The organism is Afipia massiliensis, assembly GCF_014203115.1.
GTDB classification, from domain to species: Bacteria; Pseudomonadota; Alphaproteobacteria; order Rhizobiales; family Xanthobacteraceae; genus Afipia; species Afipia massiliensis.
In genome coordinates this window covers 160,719-181,303 of record NZ_JACHIJ010000006.1, presented here as the reverse complement: position 1 = coordinate 181,303, position 20,585 = coordinate 160,719, and the positions used below count along the sequence as shown (strand labels likewise).

19 protein-coding genes are annotated in these 20,585 nt (G+C 62.6%); 8 read left to right on the top strand and 11 right to left on the bottom strand.

What is annotated here, in order from left to right; all coding sequences use genetic code 11:
• Nucleotides 1-2 precede the first annotated feature (2 nt).
• The 3 genes from HNQ36_RS20450 to rfaD are packed head-to-tail and all read right to left on the bottom strand — an operon-like array spanning nucleotide 3 to nucleotide 3,757.
• Nucleotides 3-1,280, bottom strand: coding sequence for an O-antigen ligase family protein (locus HNQ36_RS20450; protein WP_184088112.1), 1,278 nt, complete (start codon nucleotides 1,278-1,280; stop codon nucleotides 3-5).
• Entirely contained in the window at nucleotides 1,277-2,749 is a 1,473-nt protein-coding gene (rfaE1, locus tag HNQ36_RS20445; protein ID WP_184088110.1) for a D-glycero-beta-D-manno-heptose-7-phosphate kinase, read from the bottom strand. Before rfaE1 ends, HNQ36_RS20450 begins: the two co-directional genes overlap by 4 nt.
• A gap of 27 nt (nucleotides 2,750-2,776) precedes the next feature.
• Nucleotides 2,777-3,757: an ADP-glyceromanno-heptose 6-epimerase gene (gene rfaD / locus HNQ36_RS20440; protein WP_184088108.1), complete on the bottom strand. Its 981-nt coding sequence runs from the start codon at nucleotides 3,755-3,757 to the stop codon at nucleotides 2,777-2,779.
• 364 nt (nucleotides 3,758-4,121) lie between these two features.
• Between rfaD and waaF the strand changes: the two genes are divergently transcribed.
• The 3 genes from waaF to HNQ36_RS20425 all read left to right on the top strand — a co-directional run bounded on the left by waaF (nucleotide 4,122) and on the right by HNQ36_RS20425 (nucleotide 6,411).
• Nucleotides 4,122-5,198, top strand: coding sequence for a lipopolysaccharide heptosyltransferase II (waaF, locus tag HNQ36_RS20435; RefSeq protein ID WP_184088106.1), 1,077 nt, complete (start codon nucleotides 4,122-4,124; stop codon nucleotides 5,196-5,198).
• Between the two features lie 92 nt (nucleotides 5,199-5,290).
• Entirely contained in the window at nucleotides 5,291-5,884 is a 594-nt protein-coding gene (locus tag HNQ36_RS20430) for an SIS domain-containing protein (RefSeq protein WP_184088104.1), read from the top strand.
• Nucleotides 5,881-6,411, top strand: coding sequence for an HAD family hydrolase (locus tag HNQ36_RS20425; protein WP_184088103.1), 531 nt, complete (start codon nucleotides 5,881-5,883; stop codon nucleotides 6,409-6,411). The genes HNQ36_RS20430 and HNQ36_RS20425 overlap by 4 nt, the downstream gene beginning before the upstream one ends.
• On the opposite strand, the gene waaC is transcribed toward HNQ36_RS20425, so the two are convergent.
• Nucleotides 6,401-7,351, bottom strand: a complete 951-nt coding sequence (gene waaC, locus HNQ36_RS20420; protein WP_184088101.1) for a lipopolysaccharide heptosyltransferase I — start codon at nucleotides 7,349-7,351, stop codon at nucleotides 6,401-6,403. The two genes, HNQ36_RS20425 and waaC, sit on opposite strands and share 11 nt — an antisense overlap.
• A 363-nt stretch (nucleotides 7,352-7,714) precedes the next feature.
• On the opposite strand from waaC, the gene galE reads away from it, so the two are divergent.
• The 3 genes from galE (at nucleotide 7,715) to HNQ36_RS20405 (ending at nucleotide 11,390) form a co-directional block, all read left to right on the top strand.
• Entirely contained in the window at nucleotides 7,715-8,728 is a 1,014-nt protein-coding gene (gene galE, locus HNQ36_RS20415) for a UDP-glucose 4-epimerase GalE (protein ID WP_046827133.1), read from the top strand.
• A gap of 119 nt (nucleotides 8,729-8,847) precedes the next feature.
• On the top strand, nucleotides 8,848-10,650 hold the full coding sequence (locus tag HNQ36_RS20410; protein ID WP_184088099.1) for an ABC transporter ATP-binding protein: 1,803 nt from the start codon (nucleotides 8,848-8,850) through the stop codon (nucleotides 10,648-10,650).
• 50 nt (nucleotides 10,651-10,700) lie between these two features.
• Nucleotides 10,701-11,390 (top strand): fumarylacetoacetate hydrolase family protein, encoded by a 690-nt coding sequence (locus tag HNQ36_RS20405; protein WP_184088097.1) that lies wholly within the window; start codon nucleotides 10,701-10,703, stop codon nucleotides 11,388-11,390.
• Between the two features lie 166 nt (nucleotides 11,391-11,556).
• On the opposite strand, the gene HNQ36_RS20400 is transcribed toward HNQ36_RS20405, so the two are convergent.
• The 4 genes from HNQ36_RS20400 to HNQ36_RS20385 all read right to left on the bottom strand — a co-directional run bounded on the left by HNQ36_RS20400 (nucleotide 11,557) and on the right by HNQ36_RS20385 (nucleotide 15,262).
• A complete protein-coding gene (locus HNQ36_RS20400; RefSeq protein WP_283814057.1) occupies nucleotides 11,557-12,921 on the bottom strand; it encodes an amidase in 1,365 nt (454 codons plus the stop codon).
• Nucleotides 12,922-13,706: 785 nt separating this feature from the next.
• The gene (locus tag HNQ36_RS20395; RefSeq protein ID WP_184088093.1) at nucleotides 13,707-14,381 is read right to left on the bottom strand and encodes an aquaporin; all 675 of its coding nucleotides are present in this window, start codon (nucleotides 14,379-14,381) and stop codon (nucleotides 13,707-13,709) included.
• On the bottom strand, nucleotides 14,381-14,905 hold the full coding sequence (locus HNQ36_RS20390; RefSeq protein WP_184088091.1) for an arsenate reductase/protein-tyrosine-phosphatase family protein: 525 nt from the start codon (nucleotides 14,903-14,905) through the stop codon (nucleotides 14,381-14,383). The genes HNQ36_RS20395 and HNQ36_RS20390 overlap by 1 nt, the downstream gene beginning before the upstream one ends.
• A gap of 9 nt (nucleotides 14,906-14,914) precedes the next feature.
• Complete coding sequence (locus HNQ36_RS20385) at nucleotides 14,915-15,262, bottom strand: ArsR/SmtB family transcription factor (RefSeq protein ID WP_184088089.1); 348 nt, start codon at nucleotides 15,260-15,262, stop codon at nucleotides 14,915-14,917.
• Between the two features lie 170 nt (nucleotides 15,263-15,432).
• Here HNQ36_RS20385 and HNQ36_RS20380 point away from each other — a divergent pair, with 170 nt between their 5' ends.
• Together HNQ36_RS20380 and HNQ36_RS20375 are read left to right on the top strand one after the other, a co-directional pair.
• Nucleotides 15,433-17,163 (top strand): adenylate/guanylate cyclase domain-containing protein, encoded by a 1,731-nt coding sequence (locus HNQ36_RS20380; protein WP_184088087.1) that lies wholly within the window; start codon nucleotides 15,433-15,435, stop codon nucleotides 17,161-17,163.
• A gap of 25 nt (nucleotides 17,164-17,188) precedes the next feature.
• Nucleotides 17,189-18,070, top strand: a complete 882-nt coding sequence (locus HNQ36_RS20375) for an alpha/beta hydrolase (RefSeq protein ID WP_184088085.1) — start codon at nucleotides 17,189-17,191, stop codon at nucleotides 18,068-18,070.
• Between the two features lie 15 nt (nucleotides 18,071-18,085).
• Here the strand turns inward: HNQ36_RS20375 and HNQ36_RS20370 are convergent, their stop codons facing one another.
• The 3 genes from HNQ36_RS20370 to HNQ36_RS20360 form a co-directional block, all read right to left on the bottom strand.
• Entirely contained in the window at nucleotides 18,086-18,304 is a 219-nt protein-coding gene (locus tag HNQ36_RS20370; RefSeq protein WP_184088083.1) for a lipopolysaccharide assembly protein LapA domain-containing protein, read from the bottom strand.
• A 158-nt stretch (nucleotides 18,305-18,462) separates the two neighbouring features.
• Nucleotides 18,463-18,888 carry a cupin domain-containing protein gene (locus HNQ36_RS20365; protein ID WP_184088081.1) on the bottom strand — a complete coding sequence of 142 codons (426 nt, stop codon included), beginning with the start codon at nucleotides 18,886-18,888 and terminating at the stop codon, nucleotides 18,463-18,465.
• Nucleotides 18,889-18,919: 31 nt separating this feature from the next.
• Nucleotides 18,920-20,389, bottom strand: coding sequence for a flavin-containing monooxygenase (locus HNQ36_RS20360; protein ID WP_184088079.1), 1,470 nt, complete (start codon nucleotides 20,387-20,389; stop codon nucleotides 18,920-18,922).
• Between the last annotated feature and the right edge of the window lie 196 nt (nucleotides 20,390-20,585).

Sequence of the window (20,585 nt, the reverse complement as noted above, 5' to 3'; positions counted from 1 at the left end):
GATTATGCCTGTCCCGCCGCCGGCTTAGCCGTCCGGGAAACGCGCAAGACCATGCCCCCCGCGACGCCGACAGCCAGCACGTAGATCCACCCTTCGTGAAAATCGAAGAGGTGCGAATTCAGCAGCGAACTGACAAAATTTTCGACCACCGCAACGAGGCCCACCCACGCCGCAAGGCCCGCCCCCCCGAACAACCTGAGATGCGTACCCCACATCGCATACAGGACGAGGCAACCAAGCAGGCCCCACTGCACGGCGACGTTGAGCGTCTGATTGTGCGGATTTCCGATGATCTGGGCCGATGCACCGGTCTGCCCCACCGCGTCCTGTGCGAACAATGTCTTCGTCGATCCCGTTCCGTGCCCCACGAGTGGCGCCTCCGAGACGAACTTGACCGACTTGCGCCAGAATTCGAGCCGCTCGCCGACCGACGTTACGGCGTTGCTTTTATGATAGCTCTGATATTCGCTCCCGATCATCGCTACCCGCAGACGCAGGTAAGGGGATGATGACCAGGCGATTGCGCTGGCGGCGACCACCGCAGCCATCAACAGCAAAAAACCACGCGTGCTGAAATGCTTCGCAGCGAAAATGACAACCAGCACCGGGATACAGACGAAAACGGTTCGCGAACTCGCGACAAAGACCATGTTGGCAAGAAAGCCGATACCGAGCACAAGCAGGAGCGCCGCCCATGTCTGCCGCTGTGCTTTCAGCAAATAAACTGCCGCTCCGAAGGCCGCGAAGGCGCAGAGCGCAAATTCCTGACTCTGCGCGATGTAGTTCTTGACTGGAACACCGAGCGAGCGCGCCGGATCGAAAACCACCCGATGATCGACGAACATCAGCCACGATGTCAGCATCACCGCGGTGCATGACGCAAGAAAGGCGAGCATCACCCATAGTCCCCGCCCCGATCTTTCAAAGTGATAGATCAGAACGGGAATTGCGAGCAGCTTGGCGACCGGATTAATGCCGCGCAGCCGGTCCGACCAGGAAATGTCCATAGCCCACAGCGTACCAACGACAGCCAGCGCAAAAAGCAGAAGCGGGGTAGCGCATGCCGGCCGCTTCATCGATTCAAGGAACCCCGTCCACTCGATCGTCGGAATCAGCAACAACAGCCACGCCACTGCGAAGATCGCGACCAGCGAGGTCGACCACGGCAGCGAGATGGCGATCAGAACCACTGCGATATCCGCCGCCTTGGTCCACGCGGCGGTGTTGCGCCAAATCGAAGGCGACGCGTGAGCCGAAAGATCGGACGCGTTCGCGGTCATACCTTGTTCTCTCGCGCACGCTTGACCAGCGATGTAGTGCTGTGACCCGGCAAAATATCGACGAGCACGACCTCGCCGCCATTAGCAGCGACGATCTCATGACCGACGACCTGCTCGCGAGTGTAGTCGCCGCCCTTGACGAGTACGCTGGGCTTGATCTGCGAAATCAGTTCCAGCGGCGTATCCTGCTCAAAAATGACAACGAGATCGACCGCTTCAAGCGCCGCAAGGACTTCAGCGCGGGCGCGCTCGTCCTGCACCGGCCGCTCCGGCCCCTTGAGCCGCCGCACGGACGCATCGCTGTTGAGGCCGACGATCAGACGGTCGCACGCCGCGCGCGCCTGCGTCACCACCCGGACATGCCCCGGATGCAGAATATCGAAACAGCCGTTGGTGAAACCGACGCGCAATCCCTGCCTGCGCCACTCGGCAAGTTGTGCATCAAGATCCGCAGCACTGGAGGCGATTTTCTCTTCCGCCGCGAGCGAGGCATGCGGCAAAATCTTCCGGCGCAGTTCCGCCAGCGAAACCGTCGCAGTACCTGGCTTGCTGACGGCCACGGCGGCCGCTGCCGTCGCGCAGCGCAACGATGTATCCCAGTCCGTCCCCGCCGCCAGCGTCACCGCCAGCACCGCAGCTACGGTGTCGCCGGCGCCCGACACGTCGCGCACCTTCGCAGGCTGGGCCGGAACATGGATCAGGCTGCCGTCGCGATGCGCCAGCGTCATTCCGTCTTCGCTCTGCGTCACGAGGATCGCTTCGGCATCGGCGGTACGCAATGCCTCGATCGAAGCGTCGGCGATGTCTGCGTCCGACTGGATGCGCCGCCGCGTCGCCTCGGCAAACTCCTTGCGGTTCGGCGTCAGCAGCGTCGCGCCGCGATAGATCGCAAGATTCGCGCTTTTAGGATCGACGATCACCCGCTTGCCGAGCTTGCGCGCTGCATCGATCACATTGCGGATCACGCGCGCGGTCAGAACGCCCTTCGCATAGTCCGACAGCAGCACGATGTCCGCCCGAGGCAATGCGGAAACGACGGCGTCGATCAGCTTGCGTTCGGTGACTTCCGACGCCGGAGCCGACAGCTCCCAATCCGCGCGTAGCATGTGCGTCGAAAAATGCTCCGAGACAAAGCGCACCTTGCGCGTGGTCGGCCGCGCCGGATCGGTCACCAGAACCGGCTCGATCAGGCTTTCCTTCGCCAGTTCTGACTTCAGCGTTTCGCCGGCAACGTCATTGCCGATCAGGCCGACGAAAATGCATCGCGCCCCGAGCGACGCGATGTTGCGCGCCACATTGCCCGCGCCGCCGACGTTGATTTCGCTGCGCCGGGCCGCGATCACCGGTGCCGGCGCTTCCGGCGAGATGCGGGACACTTCGCCGTAGACGAATTCGTCCAGCATCAGGTCGCCGACGCACAGCACGGTCTGGCGGACAATCGCTTGCGACAGCGCGTCAAAATCGAACATGAGAACGCCTGTATCCCTGTTGCACGATCAACGGTAGCGATCGGGCCGGTCGAGAAAATCCCTGACATAGCTGCCGACAGCATCTTCCAGCGCCGTGAAACCGCCATTGTAGCCTGCGCCGCGCAGATGATCGACCTCTGCTTCGGTGAAGTACTGATAACTGCCGCGGATTTGTTCCGGCATGTCGATGTATTCGATGTTCGGCTTGGCGCCGAGCGCACCATACGCCGCAAGGATCAGATCGCGGAAGCTGCGCGCCTTGCCGGTGCCGACATTGAAGATGCCGTTTACGGAGCGCGCCGCCAGCAGCCACATGATGACGCGCACGACGTCGTCCACGTGAATGAAATCGCGGCGCTGATCGCCGTCAGCAATCCCGTCACGATGCGATTTGAACAATTGGACGGTGCGGCCTGACCTGATGTCGTCAAACCGGCGCGCCAGCACGCTCATCATCGTGCCCTTGTGATATTCGTTCGGGCCGAACACGTTGAAGAACTTGAGGCCAGCCCATTGCGGCGGCATCTTCTCGCCCTTCGCCAGCCGCTCAACCACCGCCATGTCGAACAGATGCTTGCTCCAGCCGTAGAGATTCATCGGCCGCAATTTCTTCAGGGCATCGAGCGACGCATCGTCGCGGAATCCCTGCTCGCCGTCGCCATAGGTCGAGGCGGACGAGGCATAGATGAACGGAACGGAGTTCGCCGTGCACCAGTCGAGCAGCCGCTTCGAGAGGCGGAAATTGGTCTCGATCACGAGATCGCCGTCGGTCGCGGTGGTCTCCGAAATCGCGCCGAGGTGAATGATGGCATCGAGCTTGCGTCCGGCCAGCCATGGCATCAGTTCCGCTGGTGGGACGATGTCCGCGAGCTGCCGCTTGGCGAGATTGCGCCACTTCCCGTCAGACCCGAGAAAATCACAGACGGCCACGTCCGCGCGGCCCGCATCGTTGAGGGCGGCGACGACGTTCGATCCGATAAAACCGGCTCCGCCGGTCACCAGCAGCATGAAGGAATCCCGCCCAATTGACCCTAGTGTCCTGAATCCGAAGTTCGCCTGCTTGTGCGGCGCATTCTCAAGCGAACTTCGGATTCAAAAGGACACTAGAAACTCATGATTCTAGTGTGGTTTTGGTTCGCAAGTCCGCAAATGCACGAGCCGCAGAAACGGCGGACTTGCGAACCACCACACTAGTCACCTTTGCCTCACTCCTGCCCGGCAAGCAACTCACCTCCATTGGTGTGGTGAAGGGCTGCGTCTACCCCGACAGAGCAAAAAAACGCATCTGGACGCCGCGCAAGTGACGCGGTAACCGGCTGATCGTGCACAATTCTCCCGAGCCACGGAAAACGGCTGCAAAGCTCTTCAATAAATGAATAAAAACTCATTTCTAAGCGAGTTGAAGGTTTCGCCCGACCCATCGGAAACCAGCCCGGTTCTGGTGATTCCGTACATGTGGATCGGCGATTTCGTCCGTGGTCACACCGTGGTGCGGGTGCTCAAGGAGCGCTGGCCCAATCGGCCGGTCGATCTTCTGGTGACCAGCCTGTGCGCCCCGCTGGTGGATTACATGCCCGGCGTCCGCCAAGGCATCGTCTGGGACCTGCCGCGCGGGAAGCTCGCCCTGAAAAAGCAGTGGATGCTGGCCAGCCAGTTCCGCGAAGCGGGCTATGGCACGGCCCTGGTGATGCCGCGGACATGGAAGGCGGCCATCGCCCCGACCCTTGCTGGCATTCCGCAGCGGACCGGCTTCGTCGGCGAGGTCCGTTTCGGGCTGATCAATGACTGGCGCTGGGGCGAGCGCAAGATGCCCCGCTTTATCGACAAGAACGCCGCCCTCGCCCTCCCCGCCGATGCGCCACTGCCAAAGCAATGGCCAGTTCCACAACTCGTGGTGCCGCCTGCGGAAGTCGCGGCCTGGCGTCAGGCCAACAATCTGGGCCAAAGCGCCGCCGTCGCGCTGGCCCCGGGGTCGGTCGGCGCCTCCAAGCGGTGGACCTATTATGCGGAGGCGGCCCGCATGTTCGCCGAGCAGGGCCTCGACGTCTGGGTGGTCGGCGGCCCCGGTGAAAAAGCCATCGCCACGGAGATCGTCAATTTCGCGGGGCCACGTGTCCGCGATCTGACCGGGACTGATCTGCGCAACGGCATCATGGCGATGGCGGCTGCGAAAACCGTCATTTCCAACGACTCCGGCCTGATGCATATCGCCGCTGCCATCGGCACACCGGCGATCGGAATCTTCGGCCCGACCAGTCCCTATCACTGGGCGCCGCTGAACGGCCTCGCCGCCACCATCAAGCGGGCGACCGACCTGCCCTGCCAGCCCTGTCATCGTCCGGTCTGCACCCAGAACGATCACCACTGCATGCGCGATATCCCGGCATCGGAGGTCGTTGAGATCGCGCAAGGCGTGATGGCGACGGCTGGCGCAGGCGTTGCGCGTTAATCTCAAACCGTGGCCGCACTTGCGCCCGTATCGCACCATGACTACCACTCGTGACCACCACTGAACTGCAACCTGAACAAACGCGGTGACATGTGAGCCAGGATCGGATCGTCGCGCATTTTCAGAGCTCGCTCGCCGGGCTGAACAAGGCCGTGCAGAGCACTGAGCTGCTCGCAACGACGCACGCGATTGCGCGGGCCGTGGCAGACGCGTTGAGAGCTGGCAACAAGCTGCTCCTGATCGGCAATGGAGGCAGCGCTGCGGATGCCCAGCACATCGCCGCCGAAATCGTCGGGCGCTACAAACAGGAACGTCCCGGCTGGGCCGCGATCGCCCTCACCACCGACACCTCTGCGCTGACCGCCATCGCCAACGACTACGGCTTCGAGCAAATCTTCGCGCGACAGGTGCAGGGCCTCGCCCGTCGCGGTGACGTGTTGTTTGCACTGACAACATCCGGTCGTTCGCCGAACATCCTTGCAGCACTTAAAACAGCGCGCGACATTGGCGTCACGACCGTCGGCTTCACCGGCACGAAAGGCGAAACCATGCGCGCGGCGTGCGATCATCTGTTCGTCGCGCCCACCGATGATACGCCTGTGGTTCAGCAGATTCACATGATGGCGATGCATGCGATCTGCGACGACGTCGAACAGGCGCTGATCGGCGCCCCGAAGACCGCATGACAAGCGGCCTGACGCGAAAGCCGGCGGCGTTCCTCGACCGCGACGGCGTCATCAATCTCGACGATGCCTATGTCGGCACCCGCGAGCGGCTTCGCTGGATGCCGGGCGTGGCGGACGCGATCAAACAGTTGAACGGCGCCGGCTATTACGTTTTCGTCTTCACCAACCAGTCCGGTGTCGCGCGCGGATTTTTCTCCGAGGACGACGTTCGCACATTGCACAACTGGATGCGTGACGAACTGGCGCGCGACGGCGCGCGGATCGATGACTTTCGCTATTGTCCGCATCATCCCGACGGTACGGTCCCGGCCTATACGCGCGAGTGCCACTGGCGCAAACCGCAGTCGGGCATGATCCTCGATCTCATGAAGCACTGGCCGGTCGACAAGGAACGCAGTTTCGTCATCGGAGACAAGCAACGCGATCTCGATGCAGGCCTTGCAGCCGGCATCGAGGGCTACATGTTCTCTGGAACGGACATTGCGGGCTTTGTCGAGAAGATATTGGCCAAGCGCATCAGCGCTTGAGCGGCAGTTTCTCGGCCGCCTCGATCACCCGCTCGAACGACGGATAAATATCCTTCCCGCCGACCACAGTGATCGAACCGTTGCCGACGGGGCCGGTCAGACCGGGATCGGTCGCCAGAAACACCGCGATCAGCGGCACACTGAACGCCGCCGCCAGATGCAGCAATCCGGTATCGACGCCAACCACCAGCGCTGCATTGGCAATCACCTTCGCCGTCGCATCGAGGGGCTGGCGGTCGAGAATGCGGCTTCCGGGAATCGCGGCCGCGAGACGTTCGCAGCGCAAGCGCTCGCGCTCATTCCCCCATGGCAGCACCACATCGAGGCCTTGCCCGCACAGCCATTTGCCGGTGCCGATCCAGTCGACCTCGCGCCACTCCTTGGCGGCGCGCGACGTTCCATGCAGCAACACGGCATAAGGAGCGCTGGCATCTTTTGGCGGTTTGACCAGTCCGTAGTCGATTGTCGCGTCCGGCGAATAGCCAAGACTCAATCCGGTCAGCAGCCGGTTGCGCGTCACCGCATGCTGATCGCGCGCGACCGCATGCTTGACGTCATAGAACCACGACGCCATCGGCTCCCGAATGCTCGACGCGTTGTAGCCGTGCCGCTCACCCGTAGCAGTCCGCGCGATCAATGCCGACCGGATCAGGCCCTGCGTGTCGATCACCTTTTCGGCCTTGATCGACCTCAGCCTGGCCTTGAAGGCCGATACTTCGTTCCAGGTCGCCCTGCTCAGCAGTTGGGAACGCCACCGCCGCGTCGAAACCGGAATCACCTCACTGATGGCTGGATGAAGCCGCGCCAGTGGCGCGAATCCTTCTTCAACCACCCACGTCATCCGCGCATCGGGCCAGCGCCGGCGCGCATCGGTCACCGCCGGCATGTGATGCACGACATCGCCGAGCGATGACGTCTTGATGAACATAATACCATGCATCGGCGTGATCGGCCCCGGACTCGTAAATTAGTGATCCGGTTCTGACATTCGTATTATTTCCTTCGCAGGCACTTTACGAATGTCAGAACCAAAGGATCACTAGAGTTATATTTTGCTAGTGTCCCTTCGTATGCCCAGAACGCGCTGCAAAGTGAAGCGAACGTCGGATACGGGACACTAGCGTTACGTTTTGGAAACCATAAAGCCGTTTCGGCCGGGAAAAGCGAAGCCTTTTGGCTCGAGAGTCCGATCTTATACCCCATTTCCATCGTTTCTCTGCAAGCTTCCGGCAACAAGTTCGCTCCACATTCCGCCGCGCAAGCGCGACTGACAGAGCGCGGAAACAATACGGGTTTGAACGCCATGACAGTACTGGTCACCGGGGGTGCAGGTTACATCGGCAGTCATACGGTTCGCGCGCTGGTTGATGCCGGCGAAAGCGTCGTGGTCGTTGACAATCTCTCGACCGGCTTCTCGCAGTTCCTGCCGGAAGGCGTGCCGCTGTTCATCGGCGATGTCTCGGACGAAAATCTCGTCGAAGGCGTGATCGCCGCGCACAATGTCGATTCGATCGTCCATTTCGCGGGCTCGGTGGTCGTGCCGGATTCGATGCGCGATCCGCTCGGCTATTACCGCAACAATACGATGACCACGCGCAACCTGTTGAACGCGGCGGTCAAGTGCAACATCAGCCGCTTCATTTTTTCGTCGACCGCGGCCGTCTACGGCAATCCCGACCGGACACCTGTTGCCGAAGAGGCGCCGACGCGCCCGATGTCGCCATACGGCTCATCGAAGCTGATGACCGAAATCATGCTGCACGATGTCGCCTCCGCGCACGGCATGCATTACGTGGTGCTGCGTTACTTCAACGTCGCCGGCGCCGATCCGCAGGCCCGCATCGGCCTCGCGACTGTCGGCGCAACGCATCTTCTGAAGATTGCCGTTGAAGCAGCGACCGGCCAGCGCGCCAAAATCGACGTGTTCGGGACCGACTATCCGACCGTCGATGGAAGTTGCGTTCGCGATTTCATCCATGTCAGCGATCTGGCGCAGGCCCATTGCGCGGCACTTGCGTATCTTGAAGGCGGCGGCCCGTCCGCGACCCTGAACTGCGGTTATGGCCGTGGCTATTCCGTGCTCGAAACCATCGAAGCCGTGCGCCGCGCCTCGGGCCGCAATTTCGCCGTCCAGTATGCCGAGCGCCGCCCCGGCGACATCATGACCATGATCGCCGACACCGCACGCATCCGAGCAACGCTGGACTGGACACCGCAATACGACAACCTCGACACCATCGCCCGCCATGCGCTGGCATGGGAGGAAAAGCTGCTTGTCGAACGTCAGCGGGACGGCCGGCAGGCAGTCTCAGCGTAGTGTAGAATTGACTAAAAAGCCCTGATTTCGCTTGAAAATCCGGTCCATAGCGGGCAAGAGACGGACATCGCATAAACCCTGACGGGGCGCCGGTTGCGCCGACCGTTAATGGAACGCGGATGACCGAGTTTCCACGAAAAATCACCGACGACCCATATGGGGCGGCTGCCCTTATTCGCCGCCTGATCACCGAACAGGGCCTCCAGCATTGGCGGCGCTATGCGGTCGCGTTCACGCTGATGGCAGTATCGGCGGGAACCACTGCGGCGGCGGCGTGGCTGCTCGGCGAAGTCATCAACCAGACCTATGTCGACCGCAGCGTCCACGGCATCGTCCTGCTGTCGCTGGTGATCATCGTTCTGTTCACGCTCAAGGGGGCAGCGACCTACGGTCATACGGTGATCCTGTCGAAGATCAGCAACGCCATTCTGGCCAGCAACCAGCGCAGGCTGTTCGCCAAGCTGATGCGCGAGAATGTCGGCTTCTTTTCCGAGCGCCATTCGTCTGAATTCCTCGCGCGCCTCACAGCCGGTGCTCAGGCCGTGACGCAGGTGTTGAGCCTCCTGATCAGCGCGGTCGGCCGCGATTTCCTCTCGCTGGTCGGTCTTGCCGCCGTGATGGTGATTCAGGACCCGTGGATGTCGTTGTTCGGCCTACTGGTCGCGCCGCCGGCGCTGTTCGTCATCCGCAAGCTGGTGCGCCGGATCAAGCATCTCGCCCATGACCAGTTCACCGGCAACGCCGACATTCTCGAGACCATGCAGGAATCCCTGCAAGGCATCCGCACCGTCAAGGCCTTCACGCTCGAAGACACCATGCAGGCCCGGATCGACAAGAGCATCGGCGTGGTCGAGGCCAACGCCAACAAGATGGCGCGGGTGCAAAGCCGCTCCAGCCCGCTGATGGAAACGCTCGGCGGCTTCGCTATCGCCGGCTGCCTGATGTATGGCGGCTATCGCGTGATCGCAACCGGTGCCACGCCGGGACAATTCTTCTCCTTCATCACCGCGTTCCTGCTGGCCTATGAACCGGCCAAACGCCTCGCGCGCCTCAACATCGAACTCAACAGCCACCTGATCGGCGCCCGCAAGCTGCTCGAAATTGTCGACAGCCCCGCGACCGAACCGGACGACAGCGACAAGCCCGCGCTGAAGCTGACCGAGGCCAAGGTCGAGTTCCGCGATGTGACCTTCGCCTATCGGAACAACGAGACCGTGCTCAATCGCATGAGTTTCGTGGCCGAGCCCGGCAAGGTTACGGCGCTCGTCGGCCCTTCCGGCGGCGGCAAGTCCACCGTACTGGCGCTGCTGCTGCGGCTTTACGAGGCCAAGTTCGGCGCGATCGTCATCGACGGGCAGATCATCTCCGATGTATCCCGGCGCTCGCTGCGCCAGCAAACGGCGTATGTCGGGCAGGACGTCTATTTGTTCCGCGACACCATTCGCGAGAATATCGCCTTCGGCCGCCCCGGCGCGTCGCACGATGAGATCGTCAACGCAGCGAAGGCTGCCTGCGCTCATGATTTCATCATGAGCTTCCCGCTCGGCTACGACACGCCGGTCGGCGAACACGGCACGCAACTCTCCGGCGGCCAGCGACAACGCATCGCCATTGCCCGCGCGCTGGTGAAGGATGCACCGATCATCCTGCTTGATGAAGCCACAGCGGCGCTGGATTCCGAATCCGAGAAGCAGGTGCAGGAAGCCATCGAGCATCTGTGCCAGAACCGCACCACCATCGTCATCGCGCATCGCCTGCACACCATCATGCATGCCGACCAGATTCTGGTGGTCGAGAACGGCGTGATCGTCGAGACCGGCCGTCATGACGACTTGCTGCGGCGCGGCGGGCGCTACGCCTCGTTCTTCCGGCTGCAGCATCGTGATGCCAACCCGCTGGCTCCGGTCGCCGCCAGCGCGTAAGATCGTCTCTCCCGCCTTTTCCGTTTTCCCTCCCAGACACCGGAATTCCCATGAGCGCCAGCTTCGTTATTCCTGCCCTCACGCAGCCGTCCATTTCCGTCGCCGGCGAATCGAAAGCCTTTCCGGTGCGCCGCATCTGGTGCGTGGGCCGCAACTATCTCGAACACATCCGCGAGATGGGCAATGACGAGCGCCAGCCGCCGTTCTTCTTCGCCAAGCACGCCGATATGGTGACCGGCGACGGCGCAACGATCCCCTATCCGTCGCTGACCAAGGATTTCCAGCACGAGGTCGAACTGGTCGTCGCGCTGAAGAGCGGCGGCGCCAACATCGATCCGGCCAAGGCGCTCGATCATGTCTACGGTTACGGCGTCGGCATCGACCTCACCCGCCGCGATCTGCAGATGGCATCGCGCAAGAAGGAGCAGCCCTGGGAGATCGGCAAGTCGTTCGACTCCTCCGCGCCGTGCGGCGCGCTGCGTCCCGCCGCTGAGATCGGCCATCCCGTGAAGGGCAAGATCTGGCTTTCGGTCAATGGCACCGAGAAGCAGAAGGGTGACCTCTCCGAGATGATCTGGAACGTCGCCGAGATCATCGGCAAGCTTTCGCTGCAGGTCTCGCTCGGCGCGGGCGACATCATCCTGACCGGCACTCCCGCCGGCGTCGCTGCACTTGCGCCCGGCGACAAGATCGAATGCGGCATCGACGGCATCGGCACGCTGAAGGTCGCGATCGGCTGAAGCTACCCGTACTTCATCCTCATCACGTCGTCCCCGCGAAAGCGGGACCCATACTCCCTGGAACAAGCGACTCCTGCTGCGAAAAACATAACCTTTGGTGGTTTTGGGTCCCCGCTTTCGCGGGGACGACACAGAATATGTGACGCCCCCCGCGCCACTCATCGCATCATGCCCCGAGCTGTTTCTCGACCGCAGCGGCAATGGCGAGCAGCTTGCGGTCGTCGCCATGACGCCCGACCAACATCAGGCCACAGGGCAGTGCATTGCCGAGCCTGATCGGCAGCGAGATCGCGCAGGTGTCGAAGAAATTCCAGATCACGGTGTTCATCAGCGCCTGAACGTTGCGCTTGTTGAAGCTCTCCGGCGTGGAAATCTCCTCCATGGTGGGCGCTACGATCTGAACCGTCGGCATCACCAGCACATCGAACTGATCGAACACCGCGTCCATTTCCGCGATGCCGCGCTCGCGGTCGCGCAGGGCGAGGATGTAGTCGGCGGCGGCGACCTTCTCCGAGCGCAAGAGGCGCATCCGCACGTTCGGATCGACGCCCTCGCCGGCTTCCGCGAGCAACGTACGATGGACCGCATAAGCCTCCGGCGGAGCGACGCCGCCGCGTTCGTTGGCGGTGTGCATGATGTCCAGCGCCTTCAGCGTCACGTCCTTGCCCGACTTCCAGCTTGAGGCGAGTTTCGCCAGCGCCAGCGGATAGGCCTTGCCGACGATGTCATCGAGCCCCTCGATCGGATAGCCCTGCACGAGACCGGCGCGCACATCCCTGAGCGCGGGCGGCGTCAGCGGCGACGGCGTCTCGCCCGCCAGCACGGCATCGGCATTGGCGCAGTCGGCGACGCTGCGCGCGATCGGCCCGATGGAATCCAGCGTGAACGACAGCGGGAATGCGCCCGCGCGCGGCACGCGCTTCACCGTGGGCTTGAAGCCGGTGATGCCGCAGAACGCTGCCGGAATGCGCGTCGAGCCGCCGGTATCGGTGCCGATGGCGATTTCGCCGATGCCGTCAGCCGCGGCCACCGCCGCGCCTGAGGACGACCCGCCCGGGACGCGCTTGCGGTCGGCGGGATTGCCCGGCGTTCCAAAGTGAGGATTCGCGCCGAGGCCCGAATAGGCGAACTCGGTCATGTTGGTTTTCGCGACAATCACCGCGCCCGCCTCGCGCAGGCGCTGAACGATCACGGCGTCCGCCTCCGCAGGCTTGCCGCGCGCCGCGAGAACGCGCGATCCTGCGCGGGTGACTTCGCCCTTGACGTCGAACAGATCCTTGACGGTCACGACCGCGCCGTCGAGCGGCCCGCGCGCGCTGCCGGATTTGATCCGTGCGTCGGCGGCATCGGCCGCCTTGCGGGCCTCGTCGGCGTAGACGGTGAGGCAGGCCCGCGCACCTTCGCCTGCGGGATCGGCGATTTTGGTGAGGGCTTGTTCGAGACGGTCGCGGGATGAGGCTGTCATGGAGGCTGTCTTGGCTCTTTTTGATTTACGAGAACGGGGCCGGGAGAATGGATTTTTCGTACGCAGAAGGCAATGCCTCTAAAATTTCGCATTCTCCGGGCGCATCACGCGATCCCTCGCGGACGCGCGTGATTACCCCTGTTGTTATGACGGCGCGGGGGCGCCCGAATTCCGATCGCTCCGCCCTCGAATTGAGGGCGCGCGGAACGCCGGATGCTCGACGCATCCGCAGCCCCGTGTGCAAAGGTAGAAAGCACACGAGTGTCGTCACCACGGTTGCGCCGGACACATCCGGCGTTCCGCACGCAATGGTTGGAACGGCGTCGTGCGTGGCGCCCCCGGCGAACGCTCCGGGTTTCCGCCGTTTGCCGGGCTCTCGCTTACCGCCAACACGACCTTTGCCCCTTGCGGGGACAACGATCGCGAGGGCCGGCCCAGGCTCCCATCTGGTTGGGGGACGACCCAACCGGGACAACACACGCCTCTCGCCGTCCGCCTCCGGCGCGGTCGTCACCCGGTGTGCTTTTCGACACTCCGGACTCGAACGCCTCAGCGGCCATCGCATCCCGCCTCGCGTCTGTGACGATCGCGAACGCCCCTCGTGTGAGGCGGGACACGCCGAACATAAGAGAGCTTCAGAGCACGGGGATTTGTATCCCCATCACGAAATGTTGCAGGAGTCGTAGCCCACATGCTGCTCGACATTATCCGCCGTCATTCCGGTGCGCGCGCCTTCGCGCGAGCCCGGAATCCACCGCCACTAATGATATTCTCACAGTATGGATTCCGGGCCTGCGCCAGGAGGCGCATCCCGGAATGACGGGTGGAGAAATCAGATCGCTCCATCCGGGCTACGTTGGCTTCGCAGCCGATCGTTGCCATAGCCAGCCGCCTACCAGAATGGCGGCCAGCATGCCGATCATTTGCGCGACGACGAACGCCAGCGCGCCAGCCGGCGCAATTCCGGCGAATGTATCCGACAGCGAACGCGCAACAGTCACGGCCGGATTGGCAAACGATGTCGAAGCCGTGAACCAGTATGCCGAGGTGATGTAGAGCCCCACAGCGTAAGGCACCGCCGATGGCGCGCGCGCCACGCATCCCAGAATAGTCAGCAACAGTCCGAACGTGGCTATGGCCTCGGCGAACAATTGCCCGCCTCCCGAGCGCACCGTGGCCGAGAATTGCCAGAGCGGCAGTTCAAACATCAGGTGCGCGGCCCAAACTCCCGCGAGGCCGCCCATCACCTGCATCGCGATGTAAAGCGCGGCGCTGGACCACGGCAGTTCGCCACGCATTGCAAAGGCAACCGAGACGGCGGGATTGAAATGCGCGCCCGAGATCGGGCCGAAGATCAGGATGAGAACGACAAGGATCGCGCCGGTGGGCAAGGTGTTGCACAGGAGCGCGATGGCGCCGTTCCCGCCTGCGAGCCTCTGCGCCATGATCCCCGAGCCGACGACGGCCGCGAGCAGAAACGCCGTACCGAGCCATTCGACGAAGGCGCGTTGCGCGAGCGAAGGCATCAGGTCGGCTCAGGCGCTTTCGTTGCACCTTCCATTTGGCCGATGTCCTTAATCCTGCTTTTGAGCGTGAGACTATCGAGCGAGCCGATCGGAAGTGCGCTGAACACGCTGATGCGCTGGTTGAGCAGCCGGTAGGCTTCCTTGAAGGCAACCGCGATCTCGGCGGGCGTGCCCGTCGCTTCCGCCGGATCGGGAACGCCCCAATGCGCCGTCATCGGTTGACCCGGCCAGATCGGGCATGACTCCGCCGCCGCGCTGTCGCAGACGGTGAACACGAAATCGAACTTCGGCGCGCCGGGCTCCGCAAACTCGGCCCACGACTTCGACCGGAAGCCCGACGTGTCGTAGCCGAGTTCGTTCAGCAACCGGATCGTTTCCGGATGAACGTTCCCCTTGGGCTGGCTTCCCGCGCTGTAGGCGCGGAATTTACCTGCACCGATCTTGTTGAGGATTGCCTCGCCGATCACCGAACGGGCGGAGTTGCCGGTACACAGGAAGAGGACGTTGTAAACGTGATCAGACACGAATGACTCCTAGGCAGAAACCTTGGTGCGCTTGCGCGCGGGTTTGCAGACGACAACCGGCGCGCACGCGACGGCGCCACCGCAGCAGTTGTCGGTGAGGTATCCGATCAGGCCGTTCATGGTGTCGAACTGCGCCGCGTAGATCATCGAGCGGCCATCGCGGCGAACCGTGACCAGACCCGCTTCGCGCAACCGATCCAGATGAAACGTGAGAGCATTGGGAGACAGGCCGAGCTCCGCGGCAATCTCGCCCGCGGGCATCCCGTCAGCCCCCGCCTGCACCAGCAGGCGATAGGCATCCAGCCTGTTTTCCTGCGAAAGGGCAGCCAGCGCCGCCAGAATGTCCGGCTTGTCCATATTTCAATGATTATTGAAATGTCATTCCCGACACAAGAGATATTTCAATGATTATTGAAATATTTCGACTTGCCCAAATACCGGCGGAGCCGCGAGCGCGCGGCTAAAAGCCCAGCCGCATATCCCCACAACCCTATCCGCGATAAAGTTCCTGAATTGGGGGAATCGCAATGATACGACTGTCGATCCGACGAAAAATCATGGGCATTGCCGTGGCGCTCATCGTCCTGATGGCGGTCACGGCCGTCCTGTCGATGGTGTCGGTCATGCAGGTCAGCGCACGCCTCGAAGAGCTGACGAAAAGCTATATCCCCGCCTATGGCGACCTGGCACGCGCGAACATCCGGTCCGTCGAGCGATCGCTGGAATTGCGGCGCATGGTAATCGAGCGGATTCGCTCACCGTTCGGCAGCGACCGCCTGACGGCGATCCGCAGTGCTTTCGAAGCCAAGGGGGTCGAGGTCGAGCGGGAAGCGCAGGCCGCGCACGAACTGATCAATGGGCTGATCGAAAAGGGAGCCGCTTTCAGCGATCCGACGGCGCTCGCCCGGCTCGATACACGTCTGGAGGCAGCGCTCAATGTCTCGCGCCGCCATCTCAACAGCGAGATCGAGCGCATGCTGCCGCTGCTTGAAACCGGCGACACCAAGGCGATCGACGAAGGCCTTGCGCGAGTCGATGTCCTGCGCAACGAACTCAATCAGAGCCTCGACTCCATCCGGGCGGACATGTTTGCGCTGCTGCGGACAGAAGCCGACCGCACCAGACAGAAGCAGGCCCAAGTCACGATCATTGCCGCCGTGCTGACGGTGCTCGCCGCCATCATGGGTCTCGTGTTCTCCATGCTGGTCAGCGCCGGTGTAACGCGGCCTGTTCGCAAACTGCTGGAGGGCGCCCGCGCCGTCGAAGCGGGGCATCTCGGGGACAAGCTGGTCGTGACCACCCAGGACGAAATCGGCCAGCTGACCACCGCGTTCAACAGCATGGTCGAGCAGTTGCGCCTCAAGGAGCGCATCCGCGAAACCTTCGGCAAATATATCGACCCGCGCGTGGTCGAGGGATTGATCGACCGCCCTGCGCTGGCCTCCGAAGGTCAGCGCCGCGTCATGACCGTGCTGTTCTGCGACGTGAAAGGATTCAGCAGCACCAGCCGGGGGACAACGCCGCAGGGGCTGGTCAAGGTGATGAACCGCTATCTCTCGGCGATGTCCGGCCCGATACGCCAGCATGAAGGCATCATCGACAAATATATCGGCGACGCCATCATGGCCTATTGGGGCCCTCCCTTCACCGCCGACGCGGATCAGGCGCGGCTCGCCAGTATCGCAGCGCTCGATATGCTGGAGCTGATCCCGCAATTGCGGGCAGAGCTTCCGGAACTGCTCGGTGTCCGCAATCTCCCGGCGCCGTTCGACATTCGCATCGGCATCGCTACCGGCGAGGTGCTGGTCGGCAGCATCGGCTCTGAACTGATGATGAGCTACACCGTGATGGGCGACACCGTGAACCTCGCATCGCGGCTGGAAGGCGCGAACAAGGCGTATGGCAGCCGCATTCTGGTGTCCGAGGCGACTGTTGCAAGCGCCGCCGCCGACATCGAGGTCCGCGAGATCGACCGGATCGTGATGGTGGGTCAAACCGAACCGCAGGCGGTGTTCGAGATCATGGGCCGTAAGAGCACGTTGGCGGCATCCCAGATCGCGCTTCGGGATCATTACTCGGATGGACTTGCCGCCTATCGCGCTAGGCGCTGGGACGACGCACGCCGCGCCTTCGCCGCAGCGCTCGATTCCGTTCCTGATGACGGCCCGTCGCTGACATTCATCAAGCGGCTCGACGGCTTTACGTCTACCCCGCCCGGCGATGACTGGGACGGTGTATGGCGGCTTGAACAGAAGTAAGGTCTACGCAACAGGAGTCAGCACCATGCCCTCCTCCGAAATCGACGCCATCCGTGCGCTGCTGACGGCGAAGGCCCGGCCGGTGGGCTGGGCGCAGCGCCGCGAGCGGCTGGACGAAATCGGCTCGGTCTGGCCGGTGGCCGATGACATCACGCTCACCAGCGTCGATGTAAACGGCGTGCCCGGTGAATGGTCGCTTGCGCCCGGCAGCGATGCCTCGCGCGTGCTGATGTTCTTCCACGGCGGCGGTTATTGCTCGGGCTCGATCACAAGCCATCGCCGCATGGTGACCGAGGCTGGACGCGCGGCGGGACTCCGGACGCTCGCGGTCGGCTATCGCCTGGCGCCGGAGCATCCGTTTCCTGCGGCGCTGGACGACGCCATGACCGCATGGCGATACTTGCGCAAGCAGGCCTATCTGCCGTCGCAGATCGCCATCGGCGGCGACAGCGCGGGCGGCAACCTCACCGCCGTGCTGATCAACACGCTGCGCGAACAGGGCGAACATCCATCCTGCGCGTGGCTGGCCTCGCCCTGGACCGACCTCACCATGTCAGGCAGTTCGCTCGCGACCAAGGACGCGGTCGATCCGATCATCCACAAGGGCTATCTCGGCGAACTCGCCGACGCCTTCGTGCCCGCGGGCTTCGCGCGCAACGACCCGCGCATTTCGCCGCTGTTTTCAGATCTGCACGGATTCCCGCCGACACTGGTTCAGGTCGGCTCGCACGAAACGCTATTGGATGACGCGACGCGCTTTGCGGCGGCGGCGGGCGCGGCGGATGTCGATGTCACGCTGGAGGTGTGGCCGGAGATGATCCACGCCTGGCCGCTGTGGAACGCGCATCTCGAACCCGGCCGCCGCGCGCTCGCGAGCGTCGGCGCGTTCATTCGCCGCCACATGTAGCTGCCGGAACGAAGGCTACGTCCTTTTGGACTTCCGCAGGGCCCAGCGCACTAGCCCCCACGCGCTGCCGCCCGTCGCCATGCCGACGACGTAAACAATCAAGATATGCACTGCCAACGGCGCGGTGATCCGCAGGCCGAGGAAGGACACCGTCACGCTCTGAAGATTCTGAAACGCGAAGATCAAAATCCCGGCGACAAGAACGACAATCACAGCCGTGTTTAACCAGCGCATGGTCTGCCTCGCTTGAAATGAATGTGTTGCAATACGCGCCTCCAGGCGGCGCCTGCTCCGGATCATCACAGACGCGCCACCGCCGCAAGCAAATTGCGCCCAAGTCGAACCGGGCGCAACCAGCTCGCCGGCCTGTCTGTCAAATTTCAGTCAAATGTCTACTTGTGCAGGACCGTGTTGCTCTGGCCCTTCTCGACCATGTCGATGACCAGCAGCTTCACCGGGTCGGGACCTTTGTTCGTGCCGAAGTGCCACTGATCGACCGCTTCGAGAATGAAATCGCCGGTCTTGAAGGTCTCGGTCTTGCCGGTATCGACGTTGGTGACTTCAATGGTCCCCGCCTGCACGTAGCCATAACGCGGGAACGGGTGCTTGTGCTTCGGCAGCACCGCGCCCGCCGGAATCTCGTAGGTCGAGACGATGACCTGCGCGTCCTTTTGCGGCAGCACGATGGGCTGGCCGCTCGACGTCACCGTCGAGGAGAGTACCGGCTTGACGACGACCTTGCTGGTCGTTGCGTGATTGTCCGCATAGAGCGGCGACGCGACCAGCAACAGGCCGAGCGCGAACGGAAGAGACTTCATTGGGGATTCCTTAAAATTGCAGCGCGCAATCTTACTCATACACCATGACGCCGTCGTCAACCTTGCCGAGGCGCAGCGAGACGATATCGAGCGCGTAGTTCTGATAGAGCTTCCACGGCCGCTTCGAACCCTGCTTCGGCATCTTCGCCACCGAGCGCTGCACATAACCCGAGGTGAAATCGAGCCAGTTCTCCTGTTTCACTTCGGGATCGGTATTACGCGGCGTGCACTGCTTGTAGCCGCGCTTGTCCATGTAATTGATCAGGCGGCAGACATATTCGCAGGTGAGATCGCATTTCAGCGTCCACGAGGCGTTGGTGTAGCCGAAGGATGAGGCCATGTTCGGCACGTCGGAATACATCATGCCCTTGTAGTTCAGCGTGTTGGAGAAATCGACCGAGCGGCCGTCGACGCTGACCTGCATACCGCCGAGCACCTGCAGATTGAGGCCGGTGGCGGTGACGATCAGGTCGGCATCCAGTTCGCTGCCGTCCGAAAGACGGATGCCCTTCGGCGTGAACGTGTCGATGGTGTTGGTGACCACCGAGGCGCGGCCGTCCTTGATCGACTTGAACAGATCGCCGTCCGGCACCAGGCACAACCGCTGCTGCCACGGATTGTAGCGCGGCGTGAAATGCGTGGCGATGTCGTAATCCCGCCCGAGCGCATGGCGCACACCGCCGAGGATCAACTGCTTGGCCCGCTCCGGCTTGCGGCGGCAGAGCTGGAAGAAATACATGCCCCAAAGCACATTGCGCCAGCGGATCATGTGATAGGCGAGCTTCGCCGGAAGTTTTTCGCGCAGCTTGTTGGCGAGCGCGTCCTCGGCGGGCCGCGCGACCACATAGGTCGGCGAGCGCTGCAGCATGGTGACATGCGCCGCCGTCTTGGCCATTTCTGGCACCAGCGTCACCGCGGTCGCACCCGAGCCGATCACCACCACGCGCTTGCCGGCGTAATCGATGTCGCTGGTCCACTTCTGCGGATGGACGATGCGGCCGGCGAACTGATCCGCGCCGGGAAACTCCGGCGAATAGCCGCCTTCATAGGAGTAGTAGCCGCTGCACATGAACAGGAAATTGCAGGTGAGATGTGCGATCTCCTTTGCAGGCCCCCGCTCCACCTCCACGGTCCAGCGTGCATCCTTCGACGACCACGACGCGCTTTTGACGCGATGGCTGAACCGGATTTTCTGCTCGATGCCGTTGTCGCGCGCGGTCTCGTTCACGTAGTTGAGAATGCGCGGCCCATCGGCGATCGCCTTGGCTTCGGTCCACGGCTTGAACGAATAGCCGAGCGTGTACATATCGCTGTCGGAGCGGATGCCGGGATAGCGGAACAGATCCCAGGTGCCGCCGATGCTCTCGCGCCCCTCGAGGATCGCGTAGCTTTTGCCGGGGCAATTCTTCTGCAGGTGATAACCGGCGCCGATGCCCGACAGGCCCGCGCCGACGATCAGCACATCGAAGTGGTCGCTTTCTGCTTTGGTCTTGTCGAGCATTTCAGTCTCCCTGCCCCGGATTTAACCGGCAAGCAGGGCAAAATGCCAACCCGATTTTGCGGCATCGGTGCGCGCAACACCTTGTTTAAAACTGGTGCCCACCCTCGGATCGCGCCCGAGGGCATGCTGTTCGGGATCATGCCAGACAGCAAAAAGCCCCATCATTACTGACGGGGCTAGTGGGCCGATTCTAACA